The sequence below is a fragment of the Ascidiimonas aurantiaca genome, assembly GCF_037646345.1.
GTDB lineage: Bacteria > Bacteroidota > Bacteroidia > Flavobacteriales > Flavobacteriaceae > Ascidiimonas > Ascidiimonas aurantiaca.
The window spans coordinates 152067-171065 of sequence record NZ_JBBEWR010000011.1; the positions used below are offsets into that span (position 1 = coordinate 152067).

Sequence of the window (18999 nt, forward strand, 5' to 3'; positions counted from 1 at the left end):
CTTATCAGTAAACATAATTAATTACGCTTACTTTTTATTTAAACAGTTATTTAGGATCATAAAATCCCATGTTTTGCCTTTTTGTTCACAGTTTTAAAAACTTCCCACGACTTCTCCAAAGCTATAGGCCATTGCCCCTAACATAAGAACGAGTATCAAGGCATAAAAAGTAAAATAAAGTATTTTAGAAGTAAGATCTTGGGTACTTTTCATTTTTAAAGTTATTTAAGTAGGAAAAATACTTATTTAATTCTAAAAATAAAAAAGGGAACTATGTTAAAACAAAAAACCTTTACAGGCGTGAGGGTTAAGTTTTGGTGGATACCGGATTGTATATCTAATTCAGAAACCACTGCTATAGGGCCGGGCGAAAACCAAAGGTCAGGCAGGCCTTTGCCAGCTAGGAGCCAGCCAAAGCACGGGCTATTTTATAGCATGGCTATACCATGGGAGAGTAGAAATACATAAGAGCGTATTATAAGAACCGGCAAGTCGGATTTTTTAATCAATTTGGTATATTTATATTTTCACTCTGTTAAGTTTATATCCCTTTTGGGCAAGCAGGTTGAGAAGTCCGCTTCTACCGCCAAGATGCCCCATTCCCACAGCTATAAAAGTTGGCTCTTTCTCTATGAGGTTAACTATATTCCCAAACCAGTTCACATTTCTTTGGTCAACCGTTAATTCGGTTATTCTTTTAGGTATCTGTTCATAAAGACTATCTTTAAAAATCTTTATTTGTTCCCTTTTATACATTTCAAGGCTTTGTCGATAAACCTGAAGCATTTTGTCTTTTTCAAAATGGGTTTGAGGTATTTCTATTTGGTTTAGGTCAATCATTATATGCAGTATTTCTTCGGTCGATTCAAGTCCGGTTATTTTAATTCCCTGATCCCTGGCGACCTCAATGAGTTGGTTTTCCATTCCTACCAACTCATTTCCATATTCTGTAATAACTACCTGATAGCTTTCTGTAAAAAATTTGGGCATTTCAAAATCCATAAACTTTTTCTGTTCAGACTTATTGGTCACATCTCTTTCCAGAGCCAGTATGTTGCACTTTTTAAGTTTTAGAAGTACTTTTTCAGAAAGTTCCAACTCTCCTTTTGGATATAAATGTATTGTTCCAAAAATATAAGATTCGGTTCCGTTTATTGATGTGATTTTCCATAGGTTCCCTACTGTAAACTCATCATTGTTCATTTGAAAACAAGAGACTACAAGCAGCAGGATCAAGATTAAGAACTTCGTTTTTTTCATATAACCACGATGGTTTTATGTAATAAGGTTACGCGTTTCAAGCACCTAATCTAGCAAGTACAAACCAAATAGAAAACCCTCGTATATCCTTATAAGCCGGTTTTTGCTAACAATTAGTTTATGGAATCGTATTAGGGTTGGTTTTAAATTTGTTTTTTTCGTATTTAACTTAACAGTTTAGACATATAACAACTTAGATCGGGAAGTGTTACCTAACTACTCAAATGGATTAAAAATTTTGTACAAACCTCTGTTAGATACCTTAACTCAAATCGGGGCCCTTCTTTTTTGGGTTAAACTTTTTTCCGTTTGTCCGGTCTGAAATTAATACGCATAAAAAAACCCCATTTTTCCCCAACTTTTTGAAACAAAAATAGGCTTTTTCGTTTCAAAATGGAAAATAGTTGACGTATGAAAAAAGTGTCAAAATAAAGAAACCCCTGTTAATACAGGGGTTTTAAGTCGTGGGCGATACTGGATTCGAACCAGTGACCCCCTGCTTGTAAGGCAGGTGCTCTGAACCAGCTGAGCTAATCGCCCTTTTTGCGTGATTGCGGATGCAAATATAGAACAGTTTTTCTATCTGCCAAAATAAAAACTTAAAAAATCAGATTATTTCTGCCACGGTAAATGTGCTTCCGCCCACATAGATAAAATCATCTTTTTGAGCGTTTTTCAAGGCTTGGTTATAAGCTGCTGTTACTGATCCGAATACCTCTCCCAAAAGATCGTATTCGGATGCTTTTTCCTTTAAAAGTGTGGCATCCAACCCCCTGGCTATATCAGGTTTACAAAAGTAATATATTGCCTCTTTGGGAAACAGCGGCAAAATGGTATTCAGGTCTTTTTCTTTTACCATGCCCAATACCATATACAACTTCTTATATTTCTGTGCCTTTATCTGCTCTACAATTACCTCAAATCCGTTGGCATTATGTGCCACATCACAGATTATTAAAGGATTTGTACCCAGTTGCTGCCATCTGCCCTTTAATCCGGTATTGGCTGCCACCCGCAAGAGTCCGCGTTCTATGGAAGCTTCAGAGATCGTAAAACCGGGTAGCGCTTTCAGGGCTGTTACGGCAGTATGTATATTAGTCTTTTGATAGGCGCCTTTTAAATCGGTTTCATACGGTTGGTCGGGCACACTGGCAGCCTGTAAAAGAGGGGCTTTTTCCCCGGCGGCCTTTTCTTTAAAAACCGGCCACGTTTCAGGGTGATACTCGCCCAACACTACGGGAACCCCGGGTTTTATGATCCCGGCTTTTTCAAAGGCTATTTTAGGCAGGGTAGCTCCCAGGATATCCATATGGTCAAAACCAATATTAGTGATGACGGAAAGCTCGGGTGTGATCACGTTGGTAGAGTCGAGACGTCCTCCCAGACCGGTTTCGATAACGGCTATATCTACCCTGGTATGGGCAAAATAGGCAAATGCCATAACGGTGGTCATCTCAAAAAAGGAAAAATGATGGCTTTCAAGAAAGCTTTTGTTTTTTTCTACAAAATTGACTACATAGTTTTCGGGTACTTCTTTTCCGTTTATTTTAATACGTTCTCTGAAGTCTTTAAGGTGCGGGGAACTAAACAATCCGGTACGGTATCCTGCTTCCTGCAAAACGGAAGCCATAATATGGGACACAGAGCCTTTACCATTGGTACCGGCCACATGTATCATTTTAAAGGTTTTTTCGGGATTTCCCAGATATTCACAAAAATGGAGGGAATTATCCAGCTTGTTGTTCAGGGCTATATTTCCCTGTTTCTGGAACATGGGTAGTTGTTTGTACATCCATGCCAGGGTTTTCTCATACCTGTTGTGCATTGTACTATTCGCCGAGTTTAAAGTTGAGTTCTATAAAACCTATCTGAGAAGCAGGTGCCTTACTGTCGGCAGACCAGCGAAAGGACATGGCATTGGTTTTGGCAGCCTCTAAAAGACAGGGGTGGTTATTGGTAGTACCCCGAACCCCGGGATTGGCTTTTATCACCCTGCCATCGCGCCCTACGGTAATCTCTACTACTACTCTTCCGGCCTCATTACATTTTTGGGGTGTAATGGCATAGGTGGGTCTTCCACGACCCCTGAGTCCGTAACCAACGCCTCCTGTACCGGTTCCCGGCCCGCCGTAATAACTGGAAGCATAAGGATCTCCTTCGGGTTGTCCTTTGTTTCCGGAGGTATTGTCCGGCCCTTCTCCTTCTGTAGCCTTCCCATCGGCTTTGGGCCCTTTGATGAGGTTGGCAATGGCATCTGAGGTAGATTTGCTGGGTTTTGGTTTCTCCACCGGTTTTTTTACCTCTTCTACCGGTTTGGGTTTAGGCTCTTCTTTGGGTGTCTCTTTTTTGGGAGTGATCACGGGAGCATCCTCCTCCTCATTGGTAAGTACTTCTTCTGCCTTTTCCTCAGGAACTTTGGTTTCCTGTTTGGGTACTTCAGGTTTGGGTTGCACAGGCTTAGGTTGGGCGCGTACTTTTTCTTTGGTTTGTAAACGGCCGCTACCGGTATCCGTATTCCCGAAATTCACTGAAATACCATTTTCTGGTGGTGGATCCAGATACGTTAACCCTACAAAAAACAACATCAAAATAAGGATCACCAGTAAAATACTGGTAAGCGTAAATGATTTTCGTTTATGTACGGTATCAAAAAGTGACATTATTTGGGCCTCACGGCCAGAATTACTTTGTAACTGTTACGGTTGGCTATATCCATCACATCTACGGCCTTTTCTATAGGCACGCTTTCTTCTGCTCTGAGAATGATGGTAGGCTTTTCCTGATTTTTAAGTTTTCTGTTCAATTCTATTTCCAGGAATTCGGGATTTACTTTCTGGTTATCTATATAATACTCCAGATTTTTGTTGATACTTACAGATATGTTCTGCACGTTGGTGGATTTTCCTCGGGCCTTGGGCAATAGAAGATCAAGTGCATTGGGTGCATTGGCTGTAAGCATGAAGAAAACGAGTAGCAGGAAAACAATATCTGTCATGGATGACATACTGAATTCGGGCGATATTTTATTTCTTCCTCTGAGTTTCATGTTATACGGGCTCGTTTAAGAGATCAAGGAACTCTACGGCATTGGCCTCCATTTTATGTACCACTTTCTCAGTCCTTACGACCAGGTGGTTGTATCCAATATACGCAATAATTCCCACAATAAGTCCGGCCACAGTTGTGGTCATCGCAGTATAGATACCCGAAGCGAGCGATCCCATTTCTGCCTGTCCGCCACTACTGGCCATTTCATGAAAGGCCAGGATCATACCGATTACGGTCCCTAGAAAACCGATCATAGGGGCTGCCCCGGCTACGGTAGCGAGTATTCCTGTATTTCTTTCCAGCTTGTACACTTCCAGCGTTCCTGCATTTTCAATGGCCTTGTTAATGTCTTCCAGTGGTTTTCCTATACGGGAGATGCCTTTTTCTATGAGCCGAGCCACGGGAGAATCGGTTTGGGCACATAGTATTTTAGCAGATTCTAATTTGCCTCCGGTTACGTGATCCCGTATCTGGTTCATAAAGTTCTTATCGATCTTACTGGCGGCTTTTACGGCAAAAAGGCGCTCAAAATAAATATAAAGTGCGACAAATAACAGCACAAAAAGAACTGAGATGATGATGATGCTTCCTGTACCGCCATTAACGATAAGGTCGGCTACCGAAAGTGTTTTTTCTTCAGCGAGGGCAGCTTCGTCAAGCACCTCCTGCGTAACATCCTGAAATACTAGCATAGGTAACATTAAAAGGTTTTGTTAATAACGCCCTTTTAGTGATAAAATTATACGTTTAAAATAAAATCCCGTATAAGAATAAAAGAAATAGCTCCCGCTACAAAACCAGCCAGGGCAAGGCCGGCAATTTTCTTCAGATACCAGAAAAAGTCTATTTTTTCCATTCCCATGGCTACTACTCCCGCTGCAGAACCTATAATAAGCATACTACCACCGGTTCCGGCAGAATATGCGATAAAGTGCCAAAGCGGATCGTCAACAGTTTGCGGGAACATTCCCATACTCGCTGCTACCAGAGGCACATTGTCAATCACGGCCGAGCCTATACCCAGTAACATCACTACGATATCGGTTCTCGGAATAGCGGTGTTCAGGCCTTCGGCAAAATGGAACAACATCCCCAGCGATTCAAGTGCCGCTACGGCCATTAAAATACCCAGAAAGAAAAGAATACTAGGAAGCTCTATACGGGACAATGAATGGTGCACAGGGCTGTGGGCACTATCGCCCTCATTTTCTTCATTAACATGTGTCATACTAAACTTGGTGCGGCTGTAGATCTCGGCAAAAGTAGCCACTACGGCCAAAGACAGCAACATTCCTACATAGGGAGGTAAATGAGTAACGGTTTTGAAAATAGGAACGAAAATGATGGAGCCAAGCCCCAGATATAACATGATGGAACCATATCTGGATCTTGAGGAAGTTTCATCACCAAACTCTCCTTCAATTTTCCCTTTAAAAACTTTCAACCTTCCGGCAATAAGGGTAGGCACTACCATACAAATAACTGAAGGCACCAGTACATGCTCAATAAGTTGCAGAGTGGTTACCTTTTCACCTATCCAAAGCATTGTAGTGGTTACATCCCCGATAGGTGACCAGGCCCCTCCTGCATTGGCGGCGATAATGATCATACCGGCAAACCAAAGACGTAACTCACGATCTCTAATCACTTTTTGAAGTATAGTGATCAATACGATAGTAGCGGTAAGGTTATCAATAATAGCGGAAAGGATAAAGCCTAAAATACAAAATATCCAGAGTAGTTTCCGTTTGCTCCGGGTCTTTATAAAATCTTTAATAGTGGCAAAACCATTAAAGTAATCAATGATCTCGACTATGGTCATTGCGCCTAACAGGAACATGAGTATTTCTGAGGTTTTGCCCAGATGATGCAGTAATATTTCGTCAATATGGGAAGCCTCCAGCTCCCGTAATTCAGCATTAACCTCAAACACATCCATATGGGCAAGGGCGATACAGGCCCATAACAGAGCCATCATTCCCAACGCCGGAATTAGTTTGTCTATTTTCAAATTATGTTCCAGCGTAATAGCCAGATAACCGACGATAAAAATTACGAGAATTACTGTTTCCATAGAGGTGCTTGATTTTTGACTAAATTAATTGTTTTAATGCAATTTCAAAAGCGGTGCTGCTTACATGTGTTTTAGAACTATTGCGATCAAAAACGGCTTGTATTGCTTTTTTAATAATTTCTGAAGTATCTGAAAAAATGGCCTCATCTTCCATAGATACTCTTCCCTCCATAAAATAAGCAAATACTCTGGCCATACCGCAATTGGAAATAAAATCAGGGATCAGGCTCACTTTTTGGTCTGTAAACTCCATGATAGGGCCAAAAAAGATCTCTTTGTCTGCAAAAGGCACGTTCGCACCACATGAGATTACTTCCAGTCCTGAATCGATCATTTGCGTAATTTGATCTTTTGTGATTAGACGTGAAGCAGCACAGGGCGCAAATATTTCAGTGGGCAGTTCCCAAACCCTTTTATTCATTTCTTCAAAAGGAATAAGGGTATCTGCATCCAGGGTATTCCCTTTTTTACGCAAAAACAGTTCTCTGATCTCATCAAACGAGAAACCGTTTTCGTTAATAATGCCTCCTCCAATATCAATAATAGCTACTACACGTGCTCCCATTTGAGCCAGATAAAATGCTGCGGCAGCACCTACATTTCCAAACCCCTGAACTACGGCTCTTTTACCAGCTACTTCACCACCATAGATATTATAATAGTGTTTTACTGCTTCGGCCACACCATATCCGGTGATCATATCGGCTACAGTGTATTTTTTAGACACATCGGGAGAGTACTTTTCACTTTCCACCATTTTAATTACTCCTTGTCGCAACTGCCCTATACGATTGATCTTATCGGCCTCCGAAGGTTTAAAATGACCGTTAAATACACCTTCCTGAGGATGCCATACCCCACAATCTTCAGTAATAGGGATCACTTCGTGAATCTCATCTACATTAAGGTCGCCACCGGTACCGTAATAACTTTTAAGCAATGGCGATACGGCTTTGTACCAGCGTTCGAGCACCCCGCGCTTTCGCGGATCTTTGGGATCAAAATTAATTCCTGATTTGGCACCGCCTATTGCCGGACCGGAAACGGTAAACTTCACTTCCATGGTTTTTGCCAGCGATACTACTTCATTTGCATCGAGGCCTTTTCGCATACGCGTACCACCACCGGCAGCGCCGCCACGTAAAGAATTAATGACCGTCCACCCCTCTGCATCGGTTTCGGGATCTTTCCAGTTAAATATGATTTCGGGAGATTTGTCTTCGTACTTCTTAAGGAGTTCTTTCATGAAAAATTTTTTCAACTGGGCAAATATAAAAATACTTCCCCGGTTTTCTTTTTTTTTCGATTTATCATTGAGTGAATTTCTGCAATTTTATCATTTCTTAAACATTTTCACACTGTCCTAAAACAAACTTTTCACATTCATAAAAACATCTGGAAATGATTGAAAATTTCGCATTTAAGACCTATCTTTGGGCGTCTTTTTTATAAAAACTGCAAATACAATAAACTTTATGGATTTTAATCTTAGTGAAGAGCACCAGATGATACGCCAGGCGGCGAGGGATTTTGCCCAGAATGAACTGCTCCCCGGAGTTATTGAGCGCGATGAAAAACAGGAGTTTCCCACACAACAGATAAAAAAAATGGGGGAACTTGGTTTTATGGGAATGATGGTATCTCCAGAATATGGAGGGAGTGGCCTCGATACTATATCGTATGTACTGGCAATGGAAGAACTATCCAAAATAGATGCTTCTGCCTCTGTGGTAATGAGCGTCAACAACTCTTTGGTATGTTGGGGGCTGGAAACCTTTGGAACAGAAGAACAAAAACAAAAATATCTTACCCGTCTAGCCACGGGAGAGATCATAGGGGCTTTCTGCCTCTCTGAACCGGAAGCAGGAAGTGATGCCACTTCGCAAAAAACGACAGCTTTTGACAAAGGAGATCACTATCTTCTAAACGGTACCAAAAACTGGATCACCAATGGAAGTACTGCCGATGTATATCTGGTTATTGCACAAACAGATATTGAAAAGGGCCATAAAGGTATTAATGCCCTTATTGTTGAAAAAGGGATGCCTGGTTTTGAAATAGGGCCTAAAGAACAAAAACTGGGCATACGCGGTTCTGATACGCACTCCCTGCTCTTCACAGATGTGAAGGTTCCAAAAGAAAACCGTATAGGGGAAGATGGTTTTGGTTTTAAATTTGCTATGAAAACCCTTGCAGGCGGTAGAATAGGCATTGCCGCACAGGCCCTGGGAATAGCTGCAGGCGCTTACGAGATTGCTAAAGAGTATTCTAAAGTGCGGAAGGCATTTGGAACCGAAATTTGCAACCACCAGGCCATCGCTTTTAAACTGGCCGATATGCACACTCAAATAGAAGCAGCCCGCCACCTGGTACTAAAAGCTGCATGGGACAAAGACCATGGGCATAATTACGACCTTTCGGGGGCTATGGCAAAACTATATGCCTCTCAGGTAGCTATGGATACCACCATAGAAGCTGTACAGATACACGGTGGTAATGGCTATGTAAAAGAATATCACGTAGAAAGACTTATGAGAGACGCTAAGATCACTCAGATTTACGAAGGTACTTCTGAAATTCAAAAAATAGTGATCTCACGAAGTGTTCTAAAAAGCTAATTATAAAATAAGGGAGAGCAATAGCTCTCCCTTTCTTCGCCCCCCCCCTTCTATTTCTCACCTTTACCACTTGTAAAATTCGCTTTTAATAGATCTCACCCTGTATATTTAAGCCCCTGAGCATCATTTTTATATAGTTTTTCTACAACTACCCCTTGTATTTCAAAAAATAACAACTCCTCCCTCTGTGTTTTATGATATTATCAATAATTCACCTTTGTATTTTAATAATTGAAAATAATTTGTTAAAAAATTAATATTATTTAATTAATCTTAATTAATTAACTTTTTTATGAAAAATACTTTAATTAATACTTTATTTTTGTGAAAATACCATAATAACAAATGCAGCAACAAGGTTTATATGATCCTTATTTTGAACATGATAATTGCGGTGCAGGTTTTATATGCAATCTACATGGCCTGCAGAGTAATGATATCATTCACAAAGCACTGGATATTCTTATACATCTGGAACACCGGGGAGCTGTAAGTGCCGATGGAAAAACCGGGGACGGAGCAGGTATCCTTATTGAAGTACCTCATTTATTTTTTAAAAAAGTATGTGCATTCAAACTGCCCGAACCGGGAGAGTATGCAGTTGGCATGGTGTTTCTTCCCAAAGCAGAAAATCAGCGTAACCTTTGCATTGAGCATTTCAATAAAAACATATGGCAACAGGGGCTTTCAGTACTTGGCTGGAGAGAGGTACCCGTGAACTCTGACTGCCTGGGGGCCACTGCCGCCAAAACCGAGCCGTCTGTCAAACAGGTTTTTATCGGCAAAAAAGAATCGGGACTTTCTCAGGAAGCATTTAGCGCCCGCCTGTATGCTGCCCGTAAACGTACAGAGCACCATATTCGCAAATCGGGACTTTCACAAGCCGACTATTTTTACTTTTCCAGCCTCTCTATAAACACTCTTATATACAAAGGCCTGTTGATGCCTCAGGACATAAGTGTGTATTACAAAGACCTTACCGATGTCCATGTAATCACCAGGTTAGCACTCGTTCATCAGCGATTTTCCACCAATACCTTTCCAAAATGGGAACTGGCACAACCTTTCAGATATATGTGTCACAATGGAGAGATCAACACCATACGCGGTAATCTCAGCCGTATGAAGGCCCGCGAAGAGCTGCTCAAAAGCGAAAAGTTCGATAAAATCACAGAAGAGCTTCTTCCTCTGGTTCCCGAAGGGAAATCAGATTCTGCTTCTATGGATATGGTTCTGGAATTCCTGTTACAAACCGGAAGATCCCTTCCCGAAGCCATGATGATGATGGTACCCGAAGCATGGGAAAAACACCCTTCCATGCCAGATGATAAAAAGGCATTTTACGAATATAACGCCTGCATTATGGAACCATGGGACGGGCCGGCCTCCATTCCTTTTACAGATGGTAAATACATTGGCGCTCTTTTGGACCGTAACGGACTGAGGCCCTCAAGATATACCGTAACCAAAGACGGTTACGTAATCATGTCATCTGAAACGGGAGTAATTGATATTGAACCCGAGAATGTAGTATTACATGGGCGACTCGAACCGGGAAAAATGTTTTTGGTAGATATGGACCAGGGGAAAATCGTGAAAGATGAAGAAATAAAAAAACATATTTGTTCGCAAAGGCCCTATAGAAAATGGCTTCAGGAAAATCTCCTTCCTCTGGCACGTGTTCCCTATACCGGAAACAAAACCCGGGTAGAAAAAACCTCTTCTCTTACCCGACTTAAACTTTTTGGATACACCACAGAAGATATTGAGACCATTATCACCCCAATGGCTACCCATGCCAAAGAAGCCATTGGCTCCATGGGAACTGATACGCCTCTGGCAGTGTTATCTCACAGGCCTCAGTTACTCTACAATTATTTTAAACAGCTTTTTGCACAGGTAACCAATCCTCCACTGGATGGTATTCGTGAAGCGATCATTACCGATATAAGTCTGTCTATAGGAGAAGACCGTAATATTTTTAATATCGTACCCGAGCAATGTAAAAAACTACGTATTCAAAACCCTGTTATTTCCAATGAAGATCTCGATAAAATAAAATTTATTGAACATCCTGATTTTAAAGCCATTTCCATCCCTATGCTCTACGACATAGAAAAAGGGCTTAACGGACTCGAAAAACGGCTGGACGACATGGTAACCGAGATATCGCATCACATAAAGAACGGATGCAATATTATTATTCTTTCAGATCGCAACGTTTCGCATACAAAGGCACCCATTCCCGCACTGCTGGCGTGTTCCTTTGTGCATCATTCCCTAAAAAAATACAGGCAGCGTTCTTCGGTTGGCATAATCATAGAATCTGCAGAACCCAGAGAACCCCATCATTTTGCTATGCTTTTCGGATACGGGGCCAGTGCTATCAACCCCTATCTCGTAAATGAGATCATACGGGATCTCGTTCAAAAAAAGAACATTACCAACCATAAAGGAGACGATGCCATTCAGCAATTCAATAAAGCTATTGCCGCAGGGCTCATAAAAATCATGAATAAAATAGGTATCTCCACATTACATTCCTACCGGGGATCCCAAATTTTTGAAGCACTCGGGCTCAACAAAAAATTCATAAACACCTATTTTTCCAATACCCCTTCACGTATTGAAGGTATTGGTCTATATGAAATAGAAAAAGAAATACAAAAGCGTTTTGAAAAAGCTTTTCCGAAAGTTCTTATTCCCGCTCTGCCCGACCTGGAAACCGGAGGGCAGTACCGCTGGCGACGCAACGGCGAACACCATATGTTCAACCCGGAAACCGTAGCCCGATTACAACAGGCCGTTCGGCAAAACCAGTATGAGAATTATGAAACATATGCACGCCTTATAAACGAACAAAGCAGGCAGCTTATGACCTTGCGTGGTATGTTTACTTTTAAAGATCTTGATCCCATACCGTTAAAAGAAGTAGAGCCGTGGACCGAAATAGTGAAACGATTTAAAACCGGAGCCATGTCCTTTGGGTCCATCAGTAAAGAGGCCCATGAGAACCTGGCCATTGCCATGAACCGGCTGGGAGGTAAAAGTAATTCCGGAGAAGGCGGAGAAGACCCCGAACGATTTTACAAGTACCCTAACGGGAACTGGCGCAACAGCGCTATAAAACAAGTAGCTTCCGGCAGGTTTGGTGTTTCTATTAACTATCTTACCAATGCCCGTGAAATACAGATAAAAATGGCGCAGGGTGCCAAACCCGGAGAAGGCGGACAACTCCCCGGTGCCAAAGTAAATCCCGCCATCGCTAAAACCCGTAACTCTACACCCTATGTAGGCCTGATATCGCCGCCGCCACATCATGATATTTACTCTATTGAAGATCTTGCTCAACTCATTTTTGATCTTAAAAATGCCAACCGAGACGCCCGTATCAATGTAAAACTCGTATCGGAAATAGGCGTAGGTACCATAGCTGCAGGTGTTGCCAAAGCCAAAGCAGACGTTATTTTGATTTCCGGCTACGACGGCGGTACCGGTGCCTCTCCTCTCACTTCTCTGCAACATGCCGGACTCCCCTGGGAACTGGGTTTAGCCGAAGCACAGCAAACCCTGGTGCTAAATGATTTGAGAAATCGCGTAATACTGGAATGTGACGGCCAACTCAAAACAGGGAGAGATGTAGCCATTGCCTGTTTACTGGGCGCAGAAGAATTTGGGTTTTCCACCGCTCCTTTAGTTGCTTCAGGATGTGTTATGATGCGTGCCTGCCACCTGAACACCTGCCCTGTGGGTATCGCCACACAAGATCCCGAACTACGAAAAAATTTTAAAGGCACTCCCGAACATGTTATTAATTTTATGTATTTCGTTGCAAGGGAACTACGAGAGATCATGGCTTCTCTGGGCTTCAGAACCCTAGAAGAAATGGTGGGACAAACCCAGAAACTCAATGTAAACAACGCAGTCGATCATTATAAGGCTCAGGGCATTGACCTTTCCAAAATATTGTATAAACCCGCTACCCCTCCCTCAACCAAATTATATTTTACCAAACCTCAGGAACATAATCTGGAAAATGTACTCGATTTCAGGATACTGCAAGAAGTACATCCGGCTATTTACCGCAAACAACCTATGGAACTTAGCTTTCCTATTCGCAATACCGATCGTGCTACAGGAGCGATCATAAGCAATGAAATATCTAAAATTCACGGAGGGAACGGACTCCCATTACATACGCTAAAATTAAATTTTACCGGTGCTGCAGGCCAAAGTTTCGGGGCCTTTGCCACCAAAGGGCTGACGATGAAAGTGATAGGCACTACCAATGATTATCTGGGCAAGGGGTTATCCGGGGCAACTCTTATCGTAAAAGTTCCTGATAAAACTACCTATACCTCTCATGAGAACGTAATTACCGGTAATGTAGCACTTTATGGCGCCACCTCAGGAGAAGCTTATATAAATGGGATAGCAGGAGAACGGTTTTCTGTAAGAAATTCGGGAGCCCATGCCGTAGTAGAAGGTGTAGGTGATCACGGTTGTGAGTATATGACCGGAGGAACCGTAGTGATCCTCGGTAAAACAGGACGTAATTTCGGAGCCGGAATGAGCGGAGGCATTGCCTACATTTATAACAAGACCCCTATTCCCGATATGCGAAATTTTAACCTGGAAATGATACATGTAGAAACCCCGGAAGATCCTGATCATGAGAAAATAAAAGCACTGGTGCAAAAACACTATGAATACACAAGTAGTACCCTGGCCGCAAAAATATTAAAACACTGGGATCGTGAGAAATTGAACTTCATCAAAATATTCCCGGCAGAGTATAAAAAAGCTCTGAAAATGATGGCAGGAACACAAAACAATGCAGAACTCAATAAAGTATCGTGATCATGGGAAAACATAGGGGTTTTTTGGAGTTTAATAAAAAAACAGAAGCAAATCAACCAGTTTCAGAACGCGTAACACATTATAGAGAGTTTACCAAAAAACTAAGCGATCATGAACTGGGTGAACAGGCAGGGCGGTGTATGGATTGCGGTATCCCTTTTTGTCACAGCGGATGCCCTCTTGGCAACCTTATTCCCGATTTTAACGATGCCGTTTATAAAAACCAGTGGCAAAAAGCACTTCAAATACTGCATGCCACTAACAATTTTCCGGAATTTACAGGCCGGCTATGCCCGGCACCCTGTGAATCTGCCTGCGTATTGGGGGTCATAAAACCCCCCGTTTCCATAGAATTAATTGAAAAATACATTGTGGAACGCGGTTTTAAAGAAAAATGGATACAGCCGCAGCCCCCGATACAAAGAACCGGCAAACAGATAGCTATTATAGGTTCCGGTCCCGCAGGCTTAGCAGCAGCACAACAATTAAACCGGGCCGGCCACACGGTTACGGTATTTGAAAGAGATAAAAAAATAGGCGGGCTTCTTCGTTACGGTATTCCCGATTTTAAGCTTGACAAAAGCATTATAGACCGCAGACTCACTATTCTTGAGCAGGAAGGCATTCACTTCAAAACCAATACACATGTAGGGGTAAATTACAAAAGCCAACACCTCAAAGCTTTTGATGCCATTGTACTTTGTACAGGTGCTACTGTACCCAGAGAACTGCCGGTGCCGGGAGCAGATGCCCGGGGAATTGTTCAGGCCATGACCTTTCTTAGAACCAGTAACGAAGTTATTGAGGGAACAAAAGAATTACCAGCCGCTCTTTCTGCAAAGGAGAAACATGTAATTGTTATTGGCGGTGGTGATACCGGGTCTGATTGTATAGGTACAAGTAACCGCCAGGGAGCCCGATCGGTTACCAATTTTGAGATCATGCCTATGCCCGGTACTGTAAGATCTACTGAAAACCCCTGGCCTTATTGGCCCTTTACCCTTAAAACCAGCACTTCTCATGAAGAAGGTTGTCATCGCAACTGGAGCATTGCCACCAAAGAATTTATAAAAGACCCTTCGGGTAATCTGAAAGCCCTTAAAACCGTTCAGGTAATCTGGGAAAAAGTATCTGGAAAACCTCCCGTTCTTAAAGAAATGCCCGGCACCGAAAAAGAATGGCCCTGCGATCTGGTTTTGCTGGCATTGGGCTTCAAAGGGCCTGAACCAGATCTTATTACTGAACTACAGTTACAAACAGATACAAAAACCCGGATAACGACAACAGGATATCAGACCAGCGTACCTCATGTTTTTACAGCCGGTGATGCACGAAGAGGCCAATCGCTTATTGTATGGGCTATTTCCGAAGGACGCGAAGCTGCTTGTGAAGTAGATACTTTTTTAATGGGGTCGTCTTCCCTGCCATCAAAAGAAAAAGGAGATTTGCCAGCAGCTTGAGGAAATATTAAAAATACATATGGACTAATGCCCGCTACGGTTTTTTTAATACATTCGCACAAACCTAAAAGGCTAAAAAGCTGTTTTACAACTATAAACCTGCTTTTTTTCCTTCTCTAACCAATATAGTATGCATTTAACCAGACGAATTGCCATTTTGGTAATCCTGCTGAGCAGTGAGTTTGTTTTTGCTCAGAACAAATTTACCTTAAGCGGCACCATTCGTGAGGCCCGAAGTAATGAAACCCTAATTGGTGTAAATGTAATTATTCCCGAATTAGGCACCGGTACTACCACCAATGAATACGGTTTTTATTCTATCACCCTCCCTGAGGGCACTTATAAACTGGAAATCAGCGCTATGGGATTCAGGAACATCTCTCAAACCGTAAGCCTGAATGCCGATCAAAAACTCGATTTCCGAATGCAGGAAGAAGCCCAGCAACTGGAAGAAGTCGTATTAACAGAAGACTCTGAGCGACTTAACATCCAAAAACCGCAAATGAGTGTAAATACACTAACATCTACCACCATTAAAAATATTCCTACTGTTCTGGGTGAGGCCGATGTTATTCGCTCTTTACTTCTTCTCCCGGGAGTCACCAATGCCGGAGAAGGTGCTTCCGGCTTCAATGTAAGAGGAGGTGCCGTAGATCAAAATCTTATTCTTCTGGATGAAGCCACCATATTTAACTCGTCACACCTTTTTGGTTTTTTCTCTGTTTTTAATCCGGATGCCATAAAAGATATAAAGCTCTTTAAAGGAGGGATCCCTGCCCGTTATGGAGGTCGTGTATCTTCAGTACTGGAGATCTTTCAAAAAGAAGGGAACAGCAAAGAGTTTCATATGAGTGGTGGGATCGGGGCCGTTGCCAGCCGTTTACTGGCCGAAGGCCCTCTGGTAAAAGATAAAGGTGCATTTCTCTTTGGAGGAAGGGCCTCATATGCGCACCTGTTCCTACCATTGCTTGACATTGATAACAAAGCGTATTTCTATGATCTTAATACCAAACTCAATTACCAGATCAATGAACGGAATAACATTTTCCTTTCAGGGTATTTTGGAAGAGATGTGTTTAGCCTAAGCGATAATTTTATAAATACCTATGGCAACTCGGTACTAAACTTTCGGTGGAACCATCTTTTTTCAAACAAGTTATTCTCTAACCTTTCTTTGATCTATTCGGACTATTATTACGGATTAGAGCTTGATTTTGCCGGTTTCGAATGGAACTCAGGCATCCTCAATTTTAATTTAAAATACGATCTTAAACATTATCTGAACGATAAACTTCAAATTAATTACGGGATCAATAATCTGTATTATATTTTTAATCCCGGAAAAATTGAACCCAATGATGAAGACTCCGGTATCCTGGAAGAGCAGCTTGCCAAAAAATATGCCAATGAATTTGCAGGTTATATAGATATCGAGCATAAAGTAACTGAAAAGCTTACTCTACAGTACGGTTTACGACTGAGTAATTTCATAAGGTTCGGGCAGGAGGATGTTTTTGTGTATGAAAATGACAATCCGGTGGTTTTTGATCCCTTTTTACTGATCTATCAGGAAGCAAAACCCATTGACACTTTATCGGTCTCAAGAAGCGAGCAACTGGCCTCTTTTACCAATCTGGAGCCTCGTTTTGCTCTATCCTATGTTCTGAATAAAAACAACTCCATAAAAGCCAGCTATACCCGAATGGCACAATATCTGCACCTGCTGTCCAATACCAGTTCTCCCACACCTCTGGATGTATGGACCCCCAGCGGGCCTTTTGTAAAACCACAGTTACTGGATCAATATGCCCTGGGTTATTTTCATAACTTTAAGAACGGGGACTATTCATTAGAAGCTGAAGTTTTCTATAAGGACGCAGATAACCGTATAGACTATATTGATGGAGCTAACCTTATTGCTAATGAAGCTATTGAACGGGTCATTCTTAACGGTGAGGCCAGGGCCTATGGCCTGGAGCTATTGTTTAGAAAAAATGAAGGCAAATATACCGGCTGGATCGCTTATACTCTTTCAAAATCTGAACAACGTACCCCGGGCAGGCCACCGGTAGTAGATACCGGAAGAACTCCCAGGGAAAGTGGCATAAACCTGGGAAGATGGTACAATACACCTTTTGACAAAACCCATGACCTGTCTATTTACAACAGTTATGAACTAAACGAAAAATGGACCTTTAATATGAACTTTGTTTATCAAACCGGGCAGCCTACAAATTATCCCATTGGTCAATTTGAGTTTCAGGGGCTCACCATTCCCTATTTCGGATTTCGTAACAGAGAACGCCTGCCCGATTATCATCGCGTTGATGTTTCAGCAAAGCTCACTCCCAGAAAGAACTCCGGCCGCAAATTACAGGGCGAGTGGATATTCAGCATTTACAACTTGTATAGCAGGAGAAATGCTGCCTCTATTAATTTTAGAAGAAATCAAGATACAGGAGCCAATGAGGCTGTTCGTACCTCTATCTTTGGTATTGTTCCTGCAGTAACGTATAATTTTAGATTTTAAAAAAATGAAAAGACCTGTCACCTCATACATTCTTTATCTGCTTTTTTGTTTTTACTTTACTTCCTGTGAAGATGTAATTGATGTAGATGTTCCTTTTGAAGGCCCCAGGCTCATAATTGATGCGCTTATACGCATTGACGATAGTTCATCTACCACGATAATACGTGTGAAAGCATTAGAATCCAGTTCTTTTTTTGAAGAACCCACGCCGGCACAACTTACTCAGATCACGGTAGTAAATCTGGATCAGGCCAGCAATGAAGTGCTACTGGAAACCGAACCCGGTTCCGGGATCTATGAAAGACTCGTAGCTACCGAATTCCTAACCTCAGGAGAACTCCTTCTTCAGATAGAGCATGAAGGTCAGCAATACCTGGCACGTACTCGTTATGTAGAAACTAACCCTTTTAACTCGGTTGAACAGGGTGATCGTATTCTTTTTGACGATGAAGATACCGAAGTTGTTGTGAGCTTTACTGATATCCCTAATGCTGATAATTTTTATTTATTTGATTTTGATTTTGCTGAATTCCTTACAACAGAAGACACCTTTTATCAGGGACAGGATTTTAGTCTTTCCTATTTTTATGATGAAAATCTCACTCCGGGGCAGGAAGTGACTATAAGTATTTTGGGAATAGATGAGCCTTTTTACAACTACATGAATCAGTTACTCGAGCAAACCAGTGAAGGTTTTGGTCCTTTTGACACACCTTCGGCCACAGTGCGCGGTAATCTTATTAATGTAACTGATATTGACAATATGGACTTTTTTGACAATGTGGACCAGCCCAATAATTTTGCCCTGGGCTATTTTGCGGTCTGCCAAACCTTTTCACAAACCCTTATCATAGAATAATATAAAATAAAAAAGCATTCATCTTCTATAAATTAAATTTCTACTTTTAGTAATCAACTGCCATTAAGAGTATTTATTCTTCCTGTTAGCCAAAAGCTTAATACAGACTTTTTAAAATATATTCTATGAAACTTTGGCATTTCGCTTAGTTATGCAATGATCCTTAACAATTTAAAAAGTTAAATAGCACTTCATAAAAAGTAAGAAAAAAACTATTTGTGTCTTACAAGCTAATACAAAAACAAATTATTATGATCAAAAAAGTTTTAAAGATTAACGGGGCTGTAGTG

Annotated in this window: 12 protein-coding genes and 1 tRNA gene; 5 read left to right on the forward strand and 8 right to left on the reverse strand. The window is 41.6% G+C overall.

From position 1 onward, the window contains the following. Positions 1–519 precede the first annotated feature (519 nt). The 8 genes from WAO84_RS12505 to WAO84_RS12540 all read right to left on the reverse strand — a co-directional run bounded on the left by WAO84_RS12505 (position 520) and on the right by WAO84_RS12540 (position 7628). Positions 520–1260 carry a TraB/GumN family protein gene (locus tag WAO84_RS12505; RefSeq protein ID WP_340066174.1) on the reverse strand — a complete coding sequence of 247 codons (741 nt, stop codon included), beginning with the start codon at positions 1258–1260 and terminating at the stop codon, positions 520–522. 465 nt (positions 1261–1725) lie between these two features. Then, positions 1726–1800: transfer RNA gene (locus WAO84_RS12510), tRNA-Val, on the reverse strand. 67 nt (positions 1801–1867) lie between these two features. Then, positions 1868–3085 carry a bifunctional folylpolyglutamate synthase/dihydrofolate synthase gene (locus WAO84_RS12515; RefSeq protein ID WP_340066175.1) on the reverse strand — a complete coding sequence of 406 codons (1218 nt, stop codon included), beginning with the start codon at positions 3083–3085 and terminating at the stop codon, positions 1868–1870. 4 nt (positions 3086–3089) lie between these two features. Further along, positions 3090–3920, reverse strand: a complete 831-nt coding sequence (locus WAO84_RS12520; RefSeq protein ID WP_340066176.1) for an energy transducer TonB — start codon at positions 3918–3920, stop codon at positions 3090–3092. Then, entirely contained in the window at positions 3920–4306 is a 387-nt protein-coding gene (locus WAO84_RS12525; protein ID WP_340066177.1) for an ExbD/TolR family protein, read from the reverse strand. Before WAO84_RS12525 ends, WAO84_RS12520 begins: the two co-directional genes overlap by 1 nt. A gap of 1 nt (position 4307) precedes the next feature. Beyond that, positions 4308–5000 carry a MotA/TolQ/ExbB proton channel family protein gene (locus tag WAO84_RS12530; protein ID WP_340066178.1) on the reverse strand — a complete coding sequence of 231 codons (693 nt, stop codon included), beginning with the start codon at positions 4998–5000 and terminating at the stop codon, positions 4308–4310. Between the two features lie 47 nt (positions 5001–5047). Next, a complete protein-coding gene (gene nhaD, locus WAO84_RS12535) occupies positions 5048–6382 on the reverse strand; it encodes a sodium:proton antiporter NhaD (protein WP_340066179.1) in 1335 nt (444 codons plus the stop codon). Between the two features lie 19 nt (positions 6383–6401). Continuing rightward, the gene (locus WAO84_RS12540; protein WP_340066180.1) at positions 6402–7628 is read right to left on the reverse strand and encodes a Glu/Leu/Phe/Val dehydrogenase dimerization domain-containing protein; all 1227 of its coding nucleotides are present in this window, start codon (positions 7626–7628) and stop codon (positions 6402–6404) included. 229 nt (positions 7629–7857) lie between these two features. On the opposite strand from WAO84_RS12540, the gene WAO84_RS12545 reads away from it, so the two are divergent. The 5 genes from WAO84_RS12545 to WAO84_RS12565 all read left to right on the forward strand — a co-directional run bounded on the left by WAO84_RS12545 (position 7858) and on the right by WAO84_RS12565 (position 18709). Further along, the gene (locus WAO84_RS12545; protein ID WP_340066181.1) at positions 7858–9000 is read left to right on the forward strand and encodes an acyl-CoA dehydrogenase; all 1143 of its coding nucleotides are present in this window, start codon (positions 7858–7860) and stop codon (positions 8998–9000) included. Positions 9001–9345: 345 nt separating this feature from the next. Beyond that, the gene (gene gltB, locus WAO84_RS12550) at positions 9346–13860 is read left to right on the forward strand and encodes a glutamate synthase large subunit (protein WP_340066183.1); all 4515 of its coding nucleotides are present in this window, start codon (positions 9346–9348) and stop codon (positions 13858–13860) included. A gap of 2 nt (positions 13861–13862) precedes the next feature. Next, positions 13863–15320 (forward strand): glutamate synthase subunit beta, encoded by a 1458-nt coding sequence (locus WAO84_RS12555; RefSeq protein WP_340066185.1) that lies wholly within the window; start codon positions 13863–13865, stop codon positions 15318–15320. Positions 15321–15450: 130 nt separating this feature from the next. Then, positions 15451–17850 (forward strand): TonB-dependent receptor, encoded by a 2400-nt coding sequence (locus WAO84_RS12560; protein WP_340066187.1) that lies wholly within the window; start codon positions 15451–15453, stop codon positions 17848–17850. A 4-nt stretch (positions 17851–17854) separates the two neighbouring features. Beyond that, positions 17855–18709: a DUF4249 family protein gene (locus WAO84_RS12565; RefSeq protein WP_340066189.1), complete on the forward strand. Its 855-nt coding sequence runs from the start codon at positions 17855–17857 to the stop codon at positions 18707–18709. Positions 18710–18999: the final 290 nt, after the last annotated feature.

What these genes read in the sequence shown, in the direction of transcription:
- WAO84_RS12525 (WP_340066177.1), bottom strand. Translation starts at nt 4,306, where the DNA reads ATGAAACTCAGAGGAAGAAATAAAATATCGCCCGAATTCAGTATGTCA.
- WAO84_RS12545 (WP_340066181.1), top strand. Translation starts at nt 7,858, where the DNA reads ATGGATTTTAATCTTAGTGAAGAGCACCAGATGATACGCCAGGCGGCG.
- WAO84_RS12560 (WP_340066187.1), top strand. Translation starts at nt 15,451, where the DNA reads ATGCATTTAACCAGACGAATTGCCATTTTGGTAATCCTGCTGAGCAGT.
- WAO84_RS12565 (WP_340066189.1), top strand. Translation starts at nt 17,855, where the DNA reads ATGAAAAGACCTGTCACCTCATACATTCTTTATCTGCTTTTTTGTTTT.
- WAO84_RS12505 (WP_340066174.1), bottom strand. Translation starts at nt 1,260, where the DNA reads ATGAAAAAAACGAAGTTCTTAATCTTGATCCTGCTGCTTGTAGTCTCT.
- WAO84_RS12515 (WP_340066175.1), bottom strand. Translation starts at nt 3,085, where the DNA reads ATGCACAACAGGTATGAGAAAACCCTGGCATGGATGTACAAACAACTA.
- gltB (WP_340066183.1), top strand. Translation starts at nt 9,346, where the DNA reads ATGCAGCAACAAGGTTTATATGATCCTTATTTTGAACATGATAATTGC.
- WAO84_RS12520 (WP_340066176.1), bottom strand. Translation starts at nt 3,920, where the DNA reads ATGTCACTTTTTGATACCGTACATAAACGAAAATCATTTACGCTTACC.
- WAO84_RS12540 (WP_340066180.1), bottom strand. Translation starts at nt 7,628, where the DNA reads ATGAAAGAACTCCTTAAGAAGTACGAAGACAAATCTCCCGAAATCATA.
- WAO84_RS12530 (WP_340066178.1), bottom strand. Translation starts at nt 5,000, where the DNA reads ATGCTAGTATTTCAGGATGTTACGCAGGAGGTGCTTGACGAAGCTGCC.
- WAO84_RS12555 (WP_340066185.1), top strand. Translation starts at nt 13,863, where the DNA reads ATGGGAAAACATAGGGGTTTTTTGGAGTTTAATAAAAAAACAGAAGCA.
- nhaD (WP_340066179.1), bottom strand. Translation starts at nt 6,382, where the DNA reads ATGGAAACAGTAATTCTCGTAATTTTTATCGTCGGTTATCTGGCTATT.